The organism is Collinsella sp. AM09-41, assembly GCF_003473245.1.
Lineage (GTDB): Bacteria > Actinomycetota > Coriobacteriia > Coriobacteriales > Coriobacteriaceae > Collinsella.
Genome location: NZ_QRMJ01000004.1, coordinates 168095 through 189702 on the forward strand (window position 1 = coordinate 168095; position 21608 = coordinate 189702).

Genomic DNA, 21608 nt, shown 5'->3' on the forward strand with positions numbered 1-21608 from the left:
GCTGCCCCCTAGTCGCGCAGCTCGCGGCCGGTGATCTCGAGGAACACGTCGTTGAGGGTCGGCGGTTCGGAATAAATGCGGCCGAGCGCCACGTCATGCGAACGCAGCACATCGAGAATGTCCGTCAGGTTATGCGGGCTCGCCTCGCACGAAAACGTGAGCTGGCCCGCCGTCGCCGACAGGTCCAGGACATGCGGCAGGCTCGCGACGGCACCGAGCGCCGCGCTCGGCACCTCGCCGACCTCGATCACGATCTTCTCGCCCATCTGAATCATGCGCTTGAGCTCGTCGTTGGTGCCCTGCGCCAGCACGCGCCCGCCGTCCATGATCATGATGCGGCTGCAGATCTGCTCGACTTCCTCCATGTAATGGCTGGTGTACACCACCGTGGCGCCCTCGTCGCGCAGGCGGCAGATGCCCTCCAGGATGGCGTTGCGGCTCTGCGGATCGACTGCCACCGTGGGCTCGTCAAAGAAGATGAGCTCGGGCTTGTGCGCGATGCCACAGGCAATGTTGAGGCGGCGTGCCAAGCCGCCCGAGAGCTTTCCGGGACGAAACTTGGTAAAGTCGCCCAGGCCGACAAAGTCGATCGCCTCGTCCACCAGCGCGCGGCGGCGCTTGCGGTCGTTGACGTAGAGGCTGCAGAAATAGTCGATGTTTTCGCGCACGGTGAGCTCGTCGAACACCGCCACCTGCTGTGGCACCACGCCGACGCGACGCTTAAGGTCGTAGCGGGTGGGCGTCATGGGCTCGCCGAACAGCTCAATGGTGCCTTTGTCGTAGGCAAGCAGCTGCAAGATACAGTTGATGGACGTGGTTTTGCCCGAGCCGTTGGGGCCCAGCAGGCCAAAGATCTCGCCGGGGGCGATGCTCAGGTTAAAGTGGTCGAGCGCAATAAGGTCATCGTAGCGCTTGACGAGGTTTTCGACGTGGACGATGTCTGTCATGAGGCGGCCCTTCTGTTGGTCGTGGCCCGGTACGATTGCATCATCGCAGGAGCGGACGGCGCGCACCAGTGAGCTTTGTCACGAGTGCGAGGGGGCGGAGGCGAAACCCCCGCTCGCGCGAGCGATCGACGCCGCTTTGCCGCGCGGGAGGAATGTCACGGTTGCCCCGGGCGGCGCCTCCCCCGCGCGCGGCTTCGCGTACAATACCCGTATGAACAGGCTTTTCGACAAATCGATCGTGCTGGCGTGCTGCATTGCGGCCGCCACGGGCCTTGCTGTGGACGCTCGCCTGGTCGCGGCGTTTTGCCTTGGCGTTATTGCCACCTCGCTGGCCGAGCTCGCACAGAAGGAACGCACGAGCCGCACAAGCGAGGCCGCGAGCTACGCTTACATCATCGCGGCTGTCTTCGTGCCGCCGTTTGTGCCGTTTGCGCCCCTCGCCCTCTATGACATCGCGCGGCGCGTGCGCCGTGAACGCGTTTGGGTCGCGCTGGGCATTGGCGTCGCCTTTGTCTTTGCACTCGTCGCGGACCTTCGCGCCGACGCGCTTGCCGCTCGAACGCTCCTGCTGACCGCCATCCTTTCAGTCGCCGCCACCCTACTGTCACTGCGTACCGCCCAGTTGGAGCGCGAGCAGCAGCGCATGCGCCGCATCCGCGACGAGCTGCAGGAACGAGCCCTCGCGCTCGAAGCGCGCAACCGTGACCTTGCCGACCGCCAGGACTACGAAGTCGAGCTCGCGACACTCGCCGAACGCGCCCGCATCGCGCGCGAGATCCACGATAGCGTTGGCCACCAACTTACACGTGCCTCGCTGCAGACCGAGGCCCTGCGCGTCGTGCACGCCGACGAGCCCAGGGTTGCCGCCGATTTCGCCGACGTCAAGCACACCGTTGACGAGGCGCTCCAACTTGTGCGCGCCAGCGTCCACGCGCTCAATGACACTGCCGCCGACCTCTCCGTACAGCTCGAGTGCATCGTGGAAGGCGCGTGCTCAGATGGCGGCCCGCAGATTGAGCTTGAGGTTTTGGCCGAGCATGCGCCCGCCAACATCACCAACTGCTTTGCGGCGGTCCTGCGCGAGGCGCTCTCCAACACCATGCGCCACGCCCGCGCGCAAAACGTTGTTGTGCGATGCTTGGAGCATCCATCGTTTTACCAGCTCATCGTTACCGACGATGGCACGGGCGGGACCCAGACGGGCGGTCGCGGCATCGCCGAGGGCATGGGGCTCGGCTCCATGCGCGAGCGCGTCGAGGCGCTTGGCGGCACCTTCACCGCCGGCCCGCGCGCCGGCGCCGGCGGCTGGCGTGTGTTTGCCACCGTTCCCAAACAGCAAGGAGATGAGGCCCGATGAGGCTCATAGTTGTCGACGACGACCGTTTGGTGGTCGATTCGCTCAAGATTATCCTGGGCGCACAGCCGCAGATCGAGGTGGTGGGTACCGGCGCCAATGGCGACGACGCGGTCGCGCTCTACGCCGAGCACGCGCCCGATATCGCGCTACTCGACATCCAGATGCCGGGGCGCGACGGCCTTTCGGCGGCACGCGAGATCCTCGAGCGCGACCCTGCGGCGCGCGTGGTGTTTCTGACAACATTCTCGGATGACGAGTACATTGTGTCGGCGCTCAAACTGGGCGCCCGCGGCTACCTGATCAAAACCGATGTCGCCGCCATTCCACCGGCACTGGCGCAGGTCATGGACGGCAAACGCGTGCTCGAGGGCAAGGCGATCGAGGACATCGATTTTGACGGGACAGGCGCCGATGCCAGCACGCCTCGCCGACCCGCCGCCTTTGCCAGCCTGACCGACCGTGAGTTCGAAGTCGCCGAGCTCATCGCCCGCGGCCTCGATAACAAGGAGATTGCCGCCGCCGCTTACATGGGCGAAGGCACCGTACGCAACCACATCAGCTCGATCCTTGCCAAAATGGGCCTACGCAACCGCACGCAGATCGCCATCGCCTACCTGCGAGGGTAATTGCCCAACAACCGACCACCCCGGCATAGCAAAATGGCTGCTATCGATTTAATGCCATTTCAAAACTATGCCGGTTTACTACGATGAATCGCCCACCTTCGACCACGGCAAATTGCACGCTTCCAAAACCGCAGGTAGAACGCTTGCGATATTTAGAAAAATGCAGTCATGGTCGGGAATGTCGAGTTCATCGTAGTAAACCGGCATAGTTTTGTTCGGGCGGCCCTGCGCGAGTGCCTCCGCAAGCCTTGCGAGACCAAAATGATCTGCTTTCTTCCGCCCGCGGAGATCGGCTGACGGCGCCCGCCACGAAATGGGCCCATCTACTACGTTTGACCCGATACCCCTGACCATAGCCGCGTTTCATGAAAAACCGCAGGCGTTCTACCTGCGGTTTTCATTTCGCATTGCTTGCCGTGGTCGAGGGCTGCCGCCTAAACATAGTAGATGGGCCCATTTCGTGGCAGACGGATCACGCGGCAGCCTTCGCAAGGCAAAAATGATCCGCTTTCCTCCGTCCATGGGAGATCAAGAGCTGTCACGGATATGGTGCCATTTCAAAACTATGCCGGATTACGGAGCTAAAGTCGGGGCCCTCATCCATACCTTCATTTTTTGAAAAACGGCAGGCTATCTACCTGCGGTTTTGTTTTTGCGATTTTCTATATGGTCGGAGGTTCGCCATCCAGCCCCGTAATCCGGCATGGTTTTGTTAGCGGCGGCCCAGCCGCGCGTTCAAGCGCGGGGCCGGCGGGGCAATTTTGCCCCGCCGGCCCGTCTACGCGTTATTCCGGCTTAGTTTCTACCGTGGGAGTCTTGTCCGCCGCAACCGGAGTACGGGCGGTGTCCATAGTCAGGCAGTGCTTGGGGCAGCTCTCGATGCACTCGCCGCACACCACGCAGGCGTACGGATCAATCGACCACGTTCCGCCCTTGCGATCGACCGCAAGCGCACCCGCCGGGCAGCGGCGAGCACACATGCCGCAGCAAATGCACACGTCCATGTCGTTGACGATGTGCCCGCGCAAGCGCTCGGGCGCCGTCAGCCCCTCCTGCGGATAGCACACCGTGACCGGCTGCTTGACCATAGAGCCCAAGGCCGTCTTGGCAAATGTCAGCAAACTCATGCCGCGCCTACCTTTCCGTGCAGCTAATGCAGGGGTCGATGGTCAGGATGATCATGGGCACGTTGGCAAGGAGCACGCCCTGCAGCGCATGCGTCAGACCCGCCAGGTTCTGCGACGTCGGCGTGCGCACGCGGAAGCGGTCCAGGTTCTTGGTGCCGTTGCCGCGCACATAGTAGTACGCCTCGCCGCGCGGCTGCTCAATCACAACCTCGCCGCGCGCGCCGTCGGCCGGCGTAAGCTTGGTGCGCCCACCGATACCGTCGTGCGGAATCTTGCCCGCAAGCTCCTTAATGATGTCCATGGCCTGCGTGACCTCGGCACAACGCACTTGGCAGCGGGCATAGCAGTCGCCATCGGTAGCGACGATCGGCTCAAACGCGGCCAGATCTGCATAGGCGCCGTCGCCGAACATGCGCACGTCGTAGTCCACGCCCGAGGCGCGGCCGAACGGGCCGACCATCGACAGATCCAGCGCGTCCTTCTTGCTGATCGCGCCCACGCCATGCAGGCGCTCGCCGCAGCTGTCGTCGTCCAAAAACGTATGCACCAGGGCCTCGTAGTCGGGACGCATGGCATCGAGCGTCTGGACAATGCCCGCTAGCTCGGAGTCCTCAATGTCGTGCTTAAGGCCGCCGATCTCGTTAATCGAAAGGATCACGCGGCCACCGCAAGTGCTCTCGAAGATCTTGAGAATCTGCTCGCGCAGCGTCCACGAACGATAGAACAGCGCCTCGAAGCCAAAGGCATCGGCGAGCAGGCCCAGCCACAGCAGGTGCGAGTGAATGCGCGAAAGCTCGTGCAAAATGGTGCGGATATACTGCACGCGGCCGGGCACCTCGATGCCGAGCATGCGCTCGCAGGCGCTGGCATAGCCGCAGCTGTGGCCCACGGCGCAGATGCCGCAAATGCGCTCGGCGATGTAGCCAAACTGATGCATGTCGCGCTTTTCGGTGAGCTTCTCGAGCCCGCGGTGCACAAAGCCGATCTGCGGAATTGCCTCGATGACGCGGTCGTCCTCGATCACCAGGTCCAGATGAAGCGGCTCGGGCAGCACCGGGTGCTGCGGGCCAAACGGAATAACGGAGCGATGTGCCATGGACCTTACGCCTCCTTTTTCTGCTTGTCACGGGCGGCCTTGGCGGCAAGCGCCGCGCGGACCTTGGCCGCTTTCTCGGGATCCATGGCGGCGAGCTTTGCCTCCAGCTCGGCAGCCTTAAGTGCGGCCTTGGCAGCAGCTTCATCGTGCTGAGCATCGGAGCCGGTAGCCGCAGCGGACTGGGCGACGGCAGTGCCCGCAGCATCGCCGGCACCCGCAGCGCCCTCCCCCGCAGCAGCAGCGGCAGCGGCCTTCTCGGCTGCGGCCTTGCGCGCCTTGGCCTCGGCGGCGGCACGGACCTTCATGGCCTTCTCGCGCGCGGCCTTCACCTCGGGCGTGATGACGCTCATGGGTTCGGCAGTCGAAACCTGGTAGAAAAAACCCTTAAAGTCGATCTGCATGTCGGTGATGGCAAGACCAAACAGGTCGTGGGCCTCATTTTCAAACGGGAACACCGCGGGGTAATACGAGCTGATGGACGGAATCTCCTGGTACTGGTCGATGCCCTCGACCACCAGGTTCTCGATCGCATAGCTGCCGTCCTGCGCAATATGCTCCTGAGCAGCACGGACGTTGATAAACGTATAGACCAAGCGATACGAGCCGTCGTCGACGTTGCGCTCGGCATGCATTTGCACAAAGCGCGCGCCGACGCCCTTGAGCGCCTGGACATGCGGCAGGAGCTTGTCGATCCCGACGGTGATATAGATAGCCTTTTGCATTACTCGACCTCCTTTGCAGCGGCGGGCGTCTCAGCAGGTGCGTCGCCAGCGGCGGGCGCAGCAGGCTTCCCGGCAGGCGCGTCACCGGCACCGTCAGTCCCGGCCCCCGCAGCCACAAACCCGTCCTCGCCCAGCTCAACGCCACCATCCCAAGTAGCAGCGCCGCCCACGGTGAGCGGATCGCCGCCGGCGCGCATCACGGCCTCCTTCTGGTCCAAGATGCCGCACGCCTCCACAATGGCATCGATCACGGTCTCGGGGCGAATGGCGCACCCGGGCGCGTACACGTCCACGGGAATCGCGCGGCCCACGCCGCCGATCACGTTATAGGCATCGCGGAACACGCCGCCCGAACACGCGCAGATGCCGCACGCCACCACGCACTTGGGCTCGAGCATCTGGTTGTAGATCTGGCGCACGACGGGCAGGTTCTGGGCATTGACCGACCCCGTCACCAAAAAGATATCCGCATGCTTGGGGTTGCCGGTGTTGACCACGCCAAAGCGCTCCGCATCGAACAGCGGCGTGAGCGAGGCCAGCACCTCGATATCGCATCCGTTGCAGCTCGAGCCGTCGTAATGAATAACCCACGGCGAGCGCGACATTTTATGATCCATGGATGCCGCCTCCTAAATAAACACGTCGACGAGGATGGGCATAAGGTTGAGCAGGCCAAACACCAGCGCCACGCCCCAGCCGAGCTTAAAGCAGCTGCGCCAGGTGCTGCGCGCGAAGGTGTTGTCGATCAGCACCTCGACAAAGTACGTCGCGGCCATCACGACCAGGGCAACCACCCAGCTCACCGGGTTGTCCCAAACAAAGAACATGCCCACCCACATCAAAAACAGCACGGTCTCGCACCAGTGCATAAGGGTCATCTTGGCCAGCGTGCCGCCGCTCATCTCGGTGGCGACGCCTTGGACAATCTCCTGATGCGCGTGATGCGAGTACGAAAGGTCAAACGGCGACTTGCGCAGCTTGATGGTAAGTACCGCGAGCAGCGCGAGGAAAATGGGCGCGCTGTACACGATGATGGGGGCCGACTGCCCCGTCACGGCGATGGAATCAAAGCTGTCGGTGGCAAGGTACAGGCCCACGCTCATCAGCAGAACGGCGGGCTCGTAGCTCATAACCTGCAGCAACTCGCGGTCGGCGCCAACCTGGGCAAACGGGCTTTGCGTCGAGGCGGACGCCAACACCACAAAGATCGCGGCGAGCGTAACCATAAAGGCGCACAACAGCGTGTTGGAACCCGACACAAAGATACCGCCGCCCACCACGGTAAAGATGAGCGCGCACGCCATGTAGGTATCGTCCATGGTGTTTACGCTGGCGGGGGCCTTGCGCAGCAGCTTGGCAACGTCGTAGAAGGGCTGCAGCAGGCGCGGGCCCACGCGGCCCTGCATGCGGGCGGACAGCTTGCGGTCAACGCCGTCGATCAGGCCGCCCACAAGCGGCGCCAGCAGGGCAAACACCACGGTGCCAATAAATATGCCCACGACGCCCGCACCTTCAAAATACTTGCCGCGCAGCACCGAGGGCGCGCTCATGGCAAGCCGCTCGGGCCCAATCCATGCGCAGCATAGCAGCGCGAACAGGATGATACTGCAGCACACGACGCTGCCCGCGGGGCCAATGCGCTTCTCGCCAAGGGCGTCCTCCGAGTACCAATTGCGCTTTTCGGCCTTCACCTCGCGTCCCATCGAGCCGCGGAAATGGCGATATTTGTCGGTTCCCACGCCCGAAAGATATACGTTTACGTGCGGTTTGTTGCTCACGCGGAATGAAGTCAGCAGCACCACGGCGATAAACGCCACGATAACGACCATCAGATACATGGAGTCCTTGCCAATAACGTACGGCACGCGGCCAAACACCATAGCCAAGTAAGGCGACACCAGACCGCTCGAGATAACCGGAAACGCCACGCAGCACAGAATCAGCAGCGCGGCGATGGTGTTGAGGGCCATCCATTCGGTCTTATGGACATTGACCTCAACGTTTTGAGCCGTGGGGTCGACGCCCGAAAGCTTGGCAAGCCACTTGCCCCAGAAGTAAAACGTCGCGGCCGAGCCAAAGGCAAGCACCATGATCATGAGCACGTTGCCGGTCTGCGCAAACGCCACCAGGGCGCCCCACTTGGACACGAGCATGCCAAACGGCGCCACAAACATGCCCATAATGCCCAGCATCATCAGACGCGTCAGGTGCGGCATGCGGCTGAACATGCCGTCCATGTCCTCGATATTGCGGCTGCCGATATGATGCTCGGCCGTGCCCACGCACAGGAACAGCAGCGACTTGGCCACCGTGTGGAACAAGATCAGGAAGATGGCCGCCCATACGGCCTCGGGCGCGCCGACACCCAAGCAGGCACTGATGAGGCCCAAGTTGGAAATGGTGGAGTACGCGAGCACGCGTTTGGCGTTGCTCTGCGAGATGGCCATGAGTGCAGCGAGCAAAAACGTGATGGCACCCACACTCGTGACCATAAAGCCGGTCACGGGGTAGATGGCATAGAGTGGGCTCAGCTTGACCATCAGGAACACGCCGGCTTTGACCATGGTTGACGAGTGCAGCAGGGCGCTCGTGGGAGTGGGTGCAACCATGGCACCCAACAGCCAAGTGTGGAACGGCATCTGTGCGGCCTTGGTGAGCGCGGCGAGCGACAACAGGATGACCGGCATCACCAGCAGCGCGGACTGCGCGGTTCCGGTGCCGGAAAGCTCGATCATGCCCGAGATGGTCAGCGGCATGCCGTTAACGTGCAGATACATAAGTCCGGCCAAAAACGCGATGCCGCCCAGCATGTTGAGGATGATTTGGGTAAAGGCGTTCTTGATGGCCTCGGGCGTACGCGTGTAGCCAATCATAAGGAACGAACACACGGTGGTGATTTCCCAGCCGCAGAACAGCCACTCAAGGTTGTCGCTCGTCACGATGACGAACATGGCCGAGAGGAACAGGAACATGAGCGCCAGGAACTGCGGGCGACGGTCGGGCGCGGTCTGCCCGCGCAGCGCGGCCTCGTGCTCGTCATGGGCCTGGAAGTCCTTCATGTAGCCCAGGGCGTACACGCAGATAAGGCTGCCGACAATGCCGACGGCAAGCACCATGATCACGCTCATGTAGTCAAGGTAGAGTGGCGTTGCCGTGACGGCTTCGGTCGCGGGCAGCGTCATAGCTGCAAAGGTGAGCGAGCCCACCAGCTGCACCACGCCGAGCACCGTGGTGAGCGTGCTCTTATATTTACGCGCGTTGTACAGGATGACGGCGCACAGGATCACGTCGATGACGGAGCTGATGATCGAGAGCACATGCGAGGTGCCGGGGGCAACCTCGAAGCTCTGCGGGCCCGTGCCAAAAAACATGACGGCGACTACAACCGTCACCGCCATAATAATGCCGGAGCCTACAAGCCCTACCGCATCGCGGGCGCGGGCACCGCGCGCGAGCAGCATGCCCAGCGCCGGTACCAGCGGAAACAGGGTAAGGAAATACAGTAGCGTCATACCATCACTCCCCCATGCAAAAACGCTGCAATTGTTTAACGTTATAGCTCAGTTGAGGAGTAGCGGCGGCGGGTTTTCGGTCAACTGGGGAGTTTTAGGCGTACGGGGTAACGAGTCTGTCCGCTTTGGAGCAGAGAGGCGACGCTCCCCCTATCGCGGCGGCGGGCGCACGGGCCACTGCGCGCGGTTTATTAACCACTTTGGAGGATGTTCCAGTAGGCTCACGACGGTCCAAAAAGTTGGCGCGGCAAGAAAAATGCGCCCCTGTGGGCGCACCATCCCGTTCGCTATTCCGCCTTTTTAACGCGCGGCTTGCGACCGCGCGGCTTATCAACCAGCGCGGACTCACCGCTCTCGCGATACTGGCGGCACCAAGCCTTGACCGAAGACTCGCTGGGAATCTTGTGCTTGATCATGGCCTCGCGAACCGTTAAGCCGTTTTCCAAGCGGTCCTTGACCACGGCGAGCTTAACTTCGTACGAATAGGTGTGATGATGCGAACCGGCGTTGAGAACGGCGTCGGCACCGCCTACGGCATACGCGCGGGCCCACTGACGAGCCGTGGCCTGGGGAATGCCAAACTCCGCGGCGAGGGCGCGATGACCGACCCCCTCTTGGAGGATCTCGACGGCGCGCTGCCTAACCTCGGGCGCATGCGTGCGAGTCCTAGTTGCTTCCGACATACCTGCCACTTCTTAGCCTTAACCGTTAATCTGCTTTCTTACGTGCAAGTTAGATAGTAGCATTTTACTGTTTGCTCAAAGCAGTTAATTAAAATAGACGCGGCGTTATCTGGGCATTTGCCATTTATTTGCGACAGTTCTTTACATTTAATTTACGCAGCTAGTTAGCTCGCAGCTCATTGAGCGTGTTTTACCAACCAGATTGGTATCTTTTTGTTTCGCTTGGTATGGTCTTCATAATTATTAACCCCTCTAGCCTCTGGGCTAGCATGTCAGTCTTCCGCGTACTTTCCAGCTTTCCACTTAACATTCCAGCTTTCCACTTAACTTTCCAGCTTTCTACCCAGCTTTCCACCTTAAGTGTTAAGTTAAGTGGGAAGTTGGAAAGCCTGGTGGAGGGGTCGGGAGAGCTAAAACACCTTTCTCCAACGGCGGCTGGACAGTTAGTTCAGATACGTATTTTTCTATGCTGATAAAGCTGCGCTATGGTCCCCGGAGAGGGTTCTTTGGCGACTCATTGCACGCAAATCGAGCCCAGATAGCTACCGAATCCTAGTTTTGAGCCCCTTTCTTCCCCAAAACGAGCGCCGGATGCGCCTGCTGCGGTCTGGAATTATACGTATCTGAACTAACTGTCCAGCGGAGTCCAAGACTGGGATCGCGCAGACTAGAAAGGGGGCGGCAACCGGGTGGTTGCCGCCCCCTTTGCGAAGCCAGTTGGCTTCGGAACTAGTGGTCGATGCCGTTGAGGTTCACCCTCGTGAGCGTGTAGGTCACATAGTCGGGCGATTGAGGCTTTGCGCTCGCCACGTCACCCTTGACCAAGCTCGCTGTCATCACCAGACGATAGTTCGCGTAGAACTGCTCACGCTGTTCAACCTGCGTGTTGACCTTAACGGTAAAGGGCAGGCTAAACGTCGTATTACCGTTCTTCGTTTTGAACTTGCCGTTCTCCTTCGAGTCAGTGAAGGTGATCGTGCTACCGGAGGGAGCGACCGCGGCAAGCTTACTCTCCGTCACTGTTACGTAGTTGGAGATATCATCCGTTACGCTCTCATACGTGCCGTCGGTTCCGCGGCGCTGAAGCGCGAGCGTGTACACAACAGAGTCTGCGTTCGCAATTGCCTCGGCGGCGTTGCTGAGTCCACCCAGTTCATACGTGGCACCCAGACCAATCGTGCCATTCGCGATCGGACGCAGGTCGTCCACGTTAATACCAAGCTGCGACTTATCTGGCGCAGAAAGCGTAATGGTCGTATCACCCGTGTCCATGCGATAGTACCCGACGTTACCGCGCTTCGTCTGCGTCAGGCTCGAGGTATTAAGGCCTTCCTTACGCGTCGAAAGCTTGGCGGTATAGGACATCTTGGTACAGGCGTCCTCGCCAGACTGCTTGGACAGGGAGATGACCTTGTTGCAGCCGTCCGGCGTAAGGCGAATCTCTTCCACAGCCGTGCGCACGGTAAAGGATCCGCCCGTTGCACGCTTGCGGATTCTGGCGAGGTCACAATCGAGCTTGAGCTTCAGCGAGTCATCGCCCGTATCCGTCACGGTCTGCGTGAACGCAGGCGTCGAAGAATCACACTTCGCCCAATCTTCGCCATCCCACTTATAGTTCTGATTGTCGATGGCAACATAGAATTTAGCGATCGCCGAGGTTCCGCTCGGGAAACTACTCACCCCCGTCAGGGTATTGTTGGCGCCATACTTGCACAGTGACGTATCGAGCTGATAGAACAAAGAGTCCGAGTCAGCATAGCTCTGACTTGGGTTAAACGTAATCGTGTCGGTAACGTCAAGAGAAAGAACGTAGGCGGCGCCGTCCGTCGACTTCGAAACCGGAGTGCGCGCCTCCGGCTTCCCGTCGTTAACTTCCTGCCCGTAATTGGACAAGATGCTGTATGTCGATGCCGTACCGTTTTGATTATCGTCGCCACCGGTGCGCAAGACGTGATGCAGATTCCAAGATATGCGGCCACCCGAAGAATTCGAGTCAATAGACGAAGCCGTAAAACCGTTGATACTAGCTTGCGTCACGCCGTCGCCCGACTTGGGCACGTTGACAACTAGGTAGACGCTCTCCGATGCACGCTTCTCTCTGCCGGTATCCTTCTCCTTAGGTACCTTTAGCGTATAGCGGCTGTTGCTGGGAACGTCAGCACCCGCAACCTTAAACAGCGTCCACTTGCCATCGAGTTTCGCTTTAGCGGTCGCCTCTGCCTCGTTATCACACACGGTCCATGTGCCGGCGCCATCCTGTGTGGCCGACACATCCAAAATCTCGCTCAGCCATCGCTCCTGATATGGATTGCCCGCAGAATCCTTAAAGCCGTCGTTTCCGCTCAGGGAAACGCTCGTTGCTCCGCCTTCGCCCACCGTATAGTGATACTCTCTGCCACCGGCCCGGCCGTCAACGTTCGCATCGATGAGCGTAAGCTGGGTGCCCTGGGGCAACCTTCCGTCGGCACCATTGAAGAGGATGCTCTTACCGAGCCCCTTCATCGAGCCGCCAGCAGCCATATAGCTGTCCCAGCCAAAGTCGACTTCCTTCCCATTGGCAGAATTGTATGTCCAGGTAAGCAGACCCGTCATCGGCTCGCCAAAGCTCGTAAGCACGTGTGCATCTTTTCCAAGGTTAGCGTAGTCTTTTTCTTTAAATTTGATGCCGTAATCATACGTTGCAGCGAAATCAATCTCGAGCTTGCGCTTAACGACGATCGGCACCTGAACGTTGTAGCTCTGACCCGCCTCGGTAAAGGTAACGGTCAGGAGCGTAAAGCGGCCCTTGCCGTTGTCCCAATCGGAGCTTGGGCTAAACGACATATTGTTCTTGCCGTTGTTCACTACGCGAAGCGTGGGATTGTTCGACGCGTCATCGTCCTTAACGAACACACCATCCTTGAGTTGGAAAACATCTGCTTTGGCCGTCACGTGCGGATTGGTGCCATTCTCGTTATTCAATCTGCAAGCGTCAGAGAAGCCGCCGTTCGTGATGATGTTTAGATAGCTCTTGGCCGTCGTATTATCGGTACCCGAGATCACCAAAACGGGAAAATCCGTTGCAACCTTGCTGTCGCTTGCATCGTTATTCGCATTGAACATGCTCGCCACGGATTTGGCGTTATAGCTCGACGTATTTTGATAGGCGCCATCGTCATTGATGCCGCCGATGTTGGTGTAGGTATAACGGTTGGCAACGCCGGGGCTCGACGGATTCTGGATGGCCGTGGCAAGGCCAACGTTCATGCCGTCGCCGAACAGATAACGGCCGGCCGTGTCAGCATCGGAGGCGCGCACAACAAGGCCACTCGTCGGACTCGTCGTGACGTAGGGCGAAACGGCCACCGTCACATTGCCGTTCGCAGCATCGTTGCCATACAGTGTCGCGCCCTTGGCATCGGAAAGCTTGTCTTCATAGGCAGCAAATGCGATGTATGACTTTTTGTTCACTTTTTTAAGGTCGTCGGTGCCGGAAGAATTGCGCATCAGCTTGAGCGATTCACTCGCACTGTTTGGTCTAATGGCAATTCCTGCGACAAAAACGTTGACGAGATCAGCGGATGAACTATTTCCGAACAAATAGCCCTGGCTAGTTTGCGCCCCAAAGATATTGCGATCCATGAGCACATTTACGAGCCTAAATGAGCCACGGCCATCGCCAGACACGCCACCAGAACAACTTCCCAGCGATGAGTTCCATGCAGCGTTCTTGCTACCGGTAAAGTTATTCTCGCCAATGGTCGAGTTCAAAAGCGTGACAGAGTTCGCCGTGTTACCGATCGAGCCAACAACACCACCAGAATACGAACCATCGACGACCAGTCCAGTGATAGTTGAATTCTTGACCTCGAGGGCACACCCACCTTTCAGATCACCGATTAAACCGGCAGAGCACTCACGAGCACCAAGATAGATGTCTTTTATTACACAGCTATCGAACTTAAATGCACCGCCCGAAGCTGCTTCGCCGACTGCACCAGCAACGTACTTAAGATTATTCGATCCTCTAACACCAAATACCGTTTTATTCTGCACGTCGCCATGGATGCACAGATTGTAGACAGACACGATTCCATTTTCGGACCTTCCGATAAGGCCGCCGGTCCCCTCGGTCGCGCTCGATGCTGCCGGCTGAAGCGTGACATTGCTGATCTCCGCCTTTCCGGCACCCTGCGAAGGCGTTCCAGCGTCATCGGTGTTCACCAGGAAACCACCTCCGGCAAGACCCACGATACCGCCGGTCCTTGCGCTGGCAGCAGTTGACATAATTGTGGAACTCTCGGCAATAGGCATATTCGTTTTTGCCCAAACGCCACCAGCGGAATTTTGGTTCAGCTTGCCGACGAAGCCGCCGACGTTTTGCACGCCAGAAATGTCCATGTTGCTATAAGAGCAATCGTAAAGCTTGACCGGAGAATAGCGCGTGTTCGAATTTGAGGTGTCGTTACGATTCACCAGCAAAGTTGTATCTTTATCAGTCCTGCGGCTACCATAGCCGGATGCGCCGAGCAATCCGCCAACGTTATTGGGGCCATTCACCCTGCAGCTATTCGTGGTAATTCCTGCATATTTGCCGTAATCTGCCAGCGAGCTCGCGTTCGCCGTAGTACCCGCAAGCAGACCGACGCCAACCTGCTCATTACCCGCACCACTGGAGGCGCCGGCTGCATTGATATACGTAAGAGAAATATTGCAGTCATCGAACTTTAGGTTCTGGACGGTATAGCCGCCGTTGCCCGTAGCAGCAGCGCCGTCCGTTGCCGGAGTGCCGATGCTATCCAACACGTTGGTCGAGGTATACGTTACGGTACCAAAGAGAGCGCCCACTCCGGTGAGTTTGTAATTATCATCGGCGTACTCCGTGACCCCATATACCTTGCTGGCCTCTTTGCTACCGACCTTAATTGTTGCACCGTTACCGTTGATGCACGCAACAAGCGGCACGATGCGATCGCGGTCGGCGCCCTTACCGGATGCGCATGCGTTTGAGTAGTAGCGGCCCGAAAGACCCGTGTAACCCGTGCCATAAGTAGTCATGTCGTAGGTTTCACCCGCTTTGAACTGCAAATCCATTCCCGAGACCTGCGCGGCGCAGATGTTACCCGTCTGCCACGTTGCGTATTTCTTTACTAGGTAGGGGGAGTTAACGCCCGAGCCATCGCCTGCGTAGCCAAGCGCGTTACCCTCTAACTGGATACCGGGGCTTTTCATGTCATCGCTTATCGCATTAGCAAAGTCTTCAGCGGCACTCGCCGGCCTTCCAACATGTGTATAGCTCGCGTTGCGAACTTTGCCGTATTGCTTGTTGCCGAATTGGTACACTCCCTTTGCGTTGTTGCCGCCCATGTAGGCACGCGAGCCCGCATACGTTCCATACGCATCGTTCGTGGTATTCGTATTCGCCGAACCGCCGGCCGCACCGCTGCTGATGATGGCCGAGAGTACGAGCAGTCCCTGCGAGTCATTGACGGTTGTGGTTATCGCAGAGCTATTGGCGTCGTCTCCCCTATAGCGGCCCTGCGTCGCATCCGTCTTGATGCACCCCGTCTTCGAAGTATCCAGATTGTTCACCTTGTAGTTACGATCAGTGTTGTCGAGACTCTTATCATCGGTAAGCTCGCTGAACGCATAGCCGTCGATCACGCGGCCAACATATGGGTTGTCGTAGAGAGAAGCGCCAGCGCTATGCCAGTCGTTAAGGGCACCGTCGCCGCGGGAAGAGTTGCGGAAGATGACGCCGCCACCCGCAACAGCACCAACGTAGCCGCCAACGGGCACAAGGTGCGCGCCGCCATTATCGCCTGCTGCCCCAGCAACGCTAAAGCCGCCAGACGCTTTCACCGACACGCCATCGATGATATTGTCACCGCCCATGATGCAACCGATCACGCCGCCAAAAAACGCGCCCGGCACGCCAGAGGCGTCTTTATTCTTATGTGCAATAGAGGCCGCCTTGCCCGAGTATTCAATGTTCAGATTACTCACAACGCTACCGTAGCTATACGGGATCAACCCAGAAAGCGCACCTGTGTCCTTGGAGTTGTGGATCTTGATAGTCGCCTGCGTAGCTGCCTGCGACGAGCCCCTCAGATTACCAACGATAACGCCACGGAACGGGTAATCTTTATTACCCAAGCCCTGAAAAACGGCAGCGTCCAGCTCAAGCGTGTCAGTGCTTTCCCCCTTGTCGTTCTCCGGCTCGATGCTGTAGTAGGCACTCTGGAGATAGCTGTGCATCGTCGTATCGTCAAGCGTGTCATTGGGGTCGATGTCGTTCCCGATCATTCTCACCCATGTTTTGCTCGCCTGCTTGTAGACGTACGTCACTTCATTACTAGCATCCTTGCTGGACGAGCGGCGCTGGCATAGCGTTTCCTGATCGGCCGCAATCGTAACTTCCCAGCCGTCGCTTGGATTCTGAGTATTGATGTACTCAGCAACCGTGTTGAGCTCCGTTGCCTTGGTTATGGTATAGGGATCACCATAGGTGCCGCAGCCTGTCGTAAGCTTGGGCACGCGCTGGTTAACTTTGATTTCATGGTATTGGACTTTGTTTTCGTTGACATTGCCCTTTTTCACATACGGGAGATAACCACCGAATTGCGGAGTATCCGCATTTGCCTCTTTGTTGTCAACGGTGACGAGGCCAGCGCGGGTCCCATAGGTGCTCTCGTTGTAGTACCAGAGTTGCTTACCAGAGTATTCGCCCTTCGAGTCGATCTCGCTGCCGAATGTGACCTTATCGTTTGTCTGGTCATCCTTTATAAAGGTATACACCGCCGAGCCGGTCTTCCCCTCGCCGTAGCCAAAGCTCTCAAGCAAGCTTGCACGGGTAAAGATGGCGTTGTTCGTAGCACTCGGCACGTTGATGGTACCAAACGTCGCCGTAACCTGGTCGGCACTCGAACCCACGCCCAGTCTTCCAAAAAGTGAGGTTGCCACCTTGGTGTTGCGGCCGTATCCCGTAGCCGTGATGTTCTTCGCGCTCAGGTTCACGTACGTCTGCATCTCGTTTATAAGCAGAGGCATATAAGCATCAGCGCCCGTGGCCTCACTAGCGCCATCGACGGTCAAATTGTTGAGCGTAAGGCCATCAATCGAGATTTTTCTAATAGTGGTGGTCGTGCCATTGTTAGACCCATACACGTAGCGACACACCAGCGCGCCCGAAGAGCTTCCACCCGCGGCGGCAATATCATTCTTGCTTCTCCCGTCGTTGACAACGGGCCCAACAGTGCCACCCAAAGTGACGGCATTCACCGTAAGATCGCCATTTGCCACCGTTCGGAAAAGACCGCAGTGCATGTTCTCGTGCTGGGTAGCAGCAGAGTTCAGCTTGTTGCTTTTCTGCTCGGCCTTGATGTCGGAGTAATGGAAGGTGATGGTCGCATTACCAACCGTCACCTTTCCGTTCGGCTGGGTGGGATAGTAACTATAGCCCGTCAAATCAATTTCGACGCTTCTGCCGCTTTCGCCGCCGATGGCCACGGCGTCGTTGAACGCTTGCGGCACAATCATCGAGCGAATTGCGGCTGGAGCATAGCGATAAGCAGACCATAAGAGCAGCTTTTCCGCCGTATCGATTTTGCTAATTTTGGAGCTGCCTTGCCCAAGTGCCGCATAGGCTTTGTCGAGGTTGTAGTAATACCTCGTCCAGGCATTCGTGTTGTGGTTCTTGCCGAAATCGGAACGGTTGCGATAGCTGTTGTCGTTTCCCGGCTCTCCGCTCATGTCGAGCTTGCCGTCATTAACGCCGTCTTTGGTATGAAGCGAAACGACGACATTCCATTCGCCGTCCATGAGTTTGCTGGCGTCTTTATTTCCATAGGCAGGCCTCGTGCTGTTGCCGACCCATTCATCAAACGAAGTAGCATTGTCGTTGCTTTTGATTGCCGTGTTGTTGATTTTCACGCCATTGCCCGCAGCAACACCATTGACCTTATATGCAGTGTCCCAACCCGCCTTGTTCTCCAGATACAAGCCGCTATAAGTTTCCACTCCATATGTTGTGGAATTCTCCGTCCTACCGCCTCGACCGATGAGCAGACCAAGCGTTGTAGCGCTCTCGGCATTGATGGTTGCACCAGAAAGATCGATGGCATAGTTGTTGATAACCCAGTGACCGCTGGCTGCATATACGAGCCCGCCGAGTTCACCTGAGCTGTTTGCTGTTATGGAAGCGTTGTTCGTCTTGAGAGCATACGTGCTGTCGCTGGTGTTTGCGCCATCCCCGATGGTGACAACCGTATTGCCCCAGCTGTAGCCCAAAAGACCGCCAGCGCCGTTCTTCGCGTCACCGTTCTTGCCAACGGTCATGCTGAACGAATTGAACGTAAGTCCTGTGATGTTGACGTTGGTCGTATTCGCCGCGGTGCCCTGAGTGATGCAGCCGATAAGGCCGCCAATCTGGGATTTCTTATTGCTCGCGCTGTCGCCCGCGGTAATCGCATTTTCGCTCGCGGTCGCGTCACCGACCTCGAGACTCGTCACGTTGACGATAGCGACAACGTCCGCCACATAACCGATAGCGCCGCCAATGCGCGTGTTGCCGTTGAGGGTAGCGCCCGTTTTGACGGTCGCTTGCGCCTTCGTGCTGCCACTTATGTTGCTGCTGCCGAAAGTAACGGTTCCACCACCCCTCACGCTACCAGCAATGCCGCCAATGTTGACATCGTTGCCGAACGTATCATCGCAGGTGATTTTCGGCTTGCACGTAACGCCGCTGAGCGTTGTCTTGCCAGTGATAGTTGCCGCAAGCGAGCCAGCGTCGACGCCTAAGCCGTTATCGAACTTCATAACGCCATCGACGGTGAGGTTATTCACCGTCGCGCCACCGCCGATAGCGGCAAAGAGGCCCAGACGGCTGTGCCGGTAAATCTTGCCGTTGCCTTCAGTCGAATCGTTTGCGCCAAGCGCATTGCCGTTGCGCGTACCGTAAGGTTCGCCAATCGCCAAGGTAACGGTATGATGGTTGCCCTCGACAGCCCCTACGAAGGCATTAACTTGCCCGGACCCATCACATGCAAGACCTTCAAGGCCTGTACCTCGCAGGTCAATGTCGGAAGTAATTGAGATAGCATTCCCACTATTACCATACCAGCTCGTAATATTAGCCGTGCCGATGCCGAATACACCGCCAAAGTAGCCGTTCGTTTGGACCGTCATGGCAATGCATGCGAATGTATCCGCATCATTAATGAGGTATGTACCCGACTTCCCGTCACCATTTTGGGACCGTAGCTGATAACCCCAAGAGTAGCCAGCACTGCTGCCAGCATCTGGAGCACCACTCAGATTGCACAACGGCTGATAAAAGGTGCTTTCATCAAGTTTAATAAGATCCTTGCTGAGCTTGCCCTCCTCTCCGGTCAGGCGGATAACCTGGTTATAGGTCAGGTCATCGATCCTCGCCGCAGCAGGACGTTTGTAAAGCCAATAATTATCGTTCGTTGCCTCAGCATCCGAGCCTGAACCTAGAGCAAACACCAATGGGGCGCATCCATCCAAGGATCTAAGAATTTGGCTGGTATTACCGTTGGCCTCGAGCTTGCAATCGGATAAATCGGTAGTCCCACGCAAGCGCAAGACGCCGTTCCATGCCGAACCCACAATTCCGGCACCACATGCGATTGATTCGTTTTTATCAGTTTCAACGCGAACGTCCCCGCAGTCCAGAATTCCAAAACGCGAACGCCCGCCCACGCTATAGCCGCTATCCAAGGCGCCAACAACACCGCCAAACCCGCAGTTCTTTCCATTGGCTTTTGGAGAATGGCACGTGACGTCCGCGCCGTCAACGATTACAACGCCTCCAGTATTGTTGCTCTTTGCCACCCAGCCGACCAGGCCTCCTGCCAGTCGCGGCGCGACGCTGCATGTAGTATCAACCGAACAGCGGTTGCCCGCGGCACCCGTCTTTATATGAAGGGTGTTGTTCGACTTCTCTGTGTTGGTCACATCCTGAACTCTACCGACCAGACCGCCATAGATGGAGCTGGAGCCCGTCACCAGTTTGCTAGTATACGAGCCACCTGATATTGCGACATCGCCGTTCGTTGTGTCCAGGAGACCGAACACGCCGCCCGCGCCCGTGTCCCCACTTTGGCCAAGATTCACGCCCTCGCCCGTATCGATTTGGTCGTTGTTGGCAAACTCGACCGGGCCGGCAAAACTAACGTCGCCGATGAAGCCGCCGGAACTTTTGCTGTTCGCATCGCCGACGTTGGCGGGACAGGTGAACTTCTTGTTGTCCGCGCCCAGCGCGAGCCTGGTCGCCTTACCGATGAAGCCGCCACTGGCGGTGGTGCCCTTGACGGTGAGCATGTGCAGGTCGAGAGCCTCCGTGACGTTGACTGTGGCGCCTGTGTTCGAACCGACGAGACCTGCGACACCACCGGCGGAACCGCTTGCAGACTGAACGGTAGCAGCGGGAACATTAAGGGTGCCGACGTTCAAAGTCGCGCCATCCTCGACCGTGCCTACGAGCAGACCGGCATTACCGGAGCTCGTCTCGACGACACCGCCCGCGGCAAGGCTAGCGGGAAACTTAACAGACCCCACCGTAAAGGTTCCGCTCTTGACTGTATTCGCTAAAAGACCGATGTTTCCCGCTGCATTTACGTTGAGCTTCTCGAGAGAACCGGCAGGGCCATAGGTGACCTCTGTAGTAAGGTCACCCATCGCCTCACCCAAAAGGGGCGCCGTCAGAGCGGAAGTCGTATCCGTCCCGCCGGTACCTACGGGATCTGCGATGTTGACCACAGCGTTGAGCGTCTTGCCCCCACCGCTGACCTTCGTAGCGACCATCGGCGCGCTATAGGTAGTTGCGCCTATCCACTTTATCTTGACCGTATTGTTTTGGTCAGTCAGTTTGAAGTTATTGAAAACCGTCCGGTTAGACGTAAGCTCAACAGGGCTATCAACGCCATTCAACGACCTATAGATTTTGCCTTCAAACGGATGCTCATCACTGCCAAGGCCCTGGAAAGACATGCCGTTCTTAGCCGACTCGGTGAGCTTCGCATCGCCCGTGATGATAACCTTGATCTGCGCATCATAGTAAAGCGAAGCGTCGGCGTTAGACAGGACGGCGAACGCCTCCGACGACTTGACATCAAGGCTTCGGATTCCGCTCCTGTCGTCTTTGCGTACGATGTTTTCCGCGCCGTTCGCCTCGAGCAGCTCGACAAGCTCATCGAGATTTGTAATCGTCGCACCCGCCTGGTCCTCAGCGTCCTCCGAAGTCGCATCATCGGCATCTTGCTCGGCGTCGTCAGCGGCGGCATCGTCAGCGGCATCGTCGCCTTCCGTCTGGTCGCCCGTGGAATCGGAACCCGTAGCGTTATCGGTGGTATCGCCTGCTGCAGCGTCATCCTTCGCCGCGTCATCCCCAGCACTGTCGCTTTCGGCGCCGGTATCACTCGACCCAGACCCGGTCGTGACATCGCTCTTGGTCTCGCCGCTCTCGGCTGCGTCCGATGCCTCCGCAGCCGCGGTGGCAATCTCGCTCGAGATGTTCTGCCAGCCTGCCGCCACGGC

Annotated in this window: 10 protein-coding genes; 2 read left to right on the top strand and 8 right to left on the bottom strand. The window is 58.3% G+C overall.

What is annotated here, in order from left to right; translation table 11 throughout:
- Positions 1-8: 8 nt before the first annotated feature.
- Positions 9-947 carry an ABC transporter ATP-binding protein gene (locus tag DW112_RS06530; RefSeq protein ID WP_118328604.1) on the bottom strand — a complete coding sequence of 313 codons (939 nt, stop codon included), beginning with the start codon at positions 945-947 and terminating at the stop codon, positions 9-11.
- A 211-nt stretch (positions 948-1158) separates the two neighbouring features.
- On the opposite strand from DW112_RS06530, the gene DW112_RS06535 reads away from it, so the two are divergent.
- On the top strand, positions 1159-2304 hold the full coding sequence (locus tag DW112_RS06535) for a sensor histidine kinase (RefSeq protein ID WP_158567545.1): 1146 nt from the start codon (positions 1159-1161) through the stop codon (positions 2302-2304).
- A complete protein-coding gene (locus DW112_RS06540; RefSeq protein WP_117803505.1) occupies positions 2301-2930 on the top strand; it encodes a response regulator transcription factor in 630 nt (209 codons plus the stop codon). The genes DW112_RS06535 and DW112_RS06540 overlap by 4 nt, the downstream gene beginning before the upstream one ends.
- 785 nt (positions 2931-3715) lie before the next feature.
- Here DW112_RS06540 and DW112_RS06545 read toward each other — a convergent pair.
- The 7 genes from DW112_RS06545 to DW112_RS06575 all read right to left on the bottom strand — a co-directional run bounded on the left by DW112_RS06545 (position 3716) and on the right by DW112_RS06575 (position 21605).
- Complete coding sequence (locus DW112_RS06545; RefSeq protein WP_117637166.1) at positions 3716-4057, bottom strand: 4Fe-4S dicluster domain-containing protein; 342 nt, start codon at positions 4055-4057, stop codon at positions 3716-3718.
- Positions 4058-4064: 7 nt separating this feature from the next.
- Positions 4065-5153, bottom strand: coding sequence for a nickel-dependent hydrogenase large subunit (locus tag DW112_RS06550; RefSeq protein WP_117637165.1), 1089 nt, complete (start codon positions 5151-5153; stop codon positions 4065-4067).
- A gap of 5 nt (positions 5154-5158) precedes the next feature.
- Positions 5159-5875, bottom strand: coding sequence for an NADH-quinone oxidoreductase subunit C (locus tag DW112_RS06555; RefSeq protein WP_117637164.1), 717 nt, complete (start codon positions 5873-5875; stop codon positions 5159-5161).
- Positions 5875-6492 carry an NADH-quinone oxidoreductase subunit B family protein gene (locus DW112_RS06560; protein WP_117637163.1) on the bottom strand — a complete coding sequence of 206 codons (618 nt, stop codon included), beginning with the start codon at positions 6490-6492 and terminating at the stop codon, positions 5875-5877. Before DW112_RS06560 ends, DW112_RS06555 begins: the two co-directional genes overlap by 1 nt.
- 12 nt (positions 6493-6504) lie before the next feature.
- Entirely contained in the window at positions 6505-9387 is a 2883-nt protein-coding gene (locus tag DW112_RS06565; protein WP_118328606.1) for a proton-conducting transporter membrane subunit, read from the bottom strand.
- 287 nt (positions 9388-9674) lie between these two features.
- On the bottom strand, positions 9675-10070 hold the full coding sequence (locus DW112_RS06570) for a helix-turn-helix domain-containing protein (protein WP_118328607.1): 396 nt from the start codon (positions 10068-10070) through the stop codon (positions 9675-9677).
- Between the two features lie 729 nt (positions 10071-10799).
- On the bottom strand, positions 10800-21605 hold the full coding sequence (locus DW112_RS06575; RefSeq protein WP_147351835.1) for a hypothetical protein: 10806 nt from the start codon (positions 21603-21605) through the stop codon (positions 10800-10802).
- Positions 21606-21608 lie beyond the last annotated feature (3 nt).

What these genes read in the sequence shown, in the direction of transcription:
- DW112_RS06530 (WP_118328604.1), bottom strand. Translation starts at nt 947, where the DNA reads ATGACAGACATCGTCCACGTCGAAAACCTCGTCAAGCGCTACGATGAC.
- DW112_RS06535 (WP_158567545.1), top strand. Translation starts at nt 1,159, where the DNA reads ATGAACAGGCTTTTCGACAAATCGATCGTGCTGGCGTGCTGCATTGCG.
- DW112_RS06540 (WP_117803505.1), top strand. Translation starts at nt 2,301, where the DNA reads ATGAGGCTCATAGTTGTCGACGACGACCGTTTGGTGGTCGATTCGCTC.
- DW112_RS06545 (WP_117637166.1), bottom strand. Translation starts at nt 4,057, where the DNA reads ATGAGTTTGCTGACATTTGCCAAGACGGCCTTGGGCTCTATGGTCAAG.
- DW112_RS06550 (WP_117637165.1), bottom strand. Translation starts at nt 5,153, where the DNA reads ATGGCACATCGCTCCGTTATTCCGTTTGGCCCGCAGCACCCGGTGCTG.
- DW112_RS06555 (WP_117637164.1), bottom strand. Translation starts at nt 5,875, where the DNA reads ATGCAAAAGGCTATCTATATCACCGTCGGGATCGACAAGCTCCTGCCG.
- DW112_RS06560 (WP_117637163.1), bottom strand. Translation starts at nt 6,492, where the DNA reads ATGGATCATAAAATGTCGCGCTCGCCGTGGGTTATTCATTACGACGGC.
- DW112_RS06565 (WP_118328606.1), bottom strand. Translation starts at nt 9,387, where the DNA reads ATGACGCTACTGTATTTCCTTACCCTGTTTCCGCTGGTACCGGCGCTG.
- DW112_RS06570 (WP_118328607.1), bottom strand. Translation starts at nt 10,070, where the DNA reads ATGTCGGAAGCAACTAGGACTCGCACGCATGCGCCCGAGGTTAGGCAG.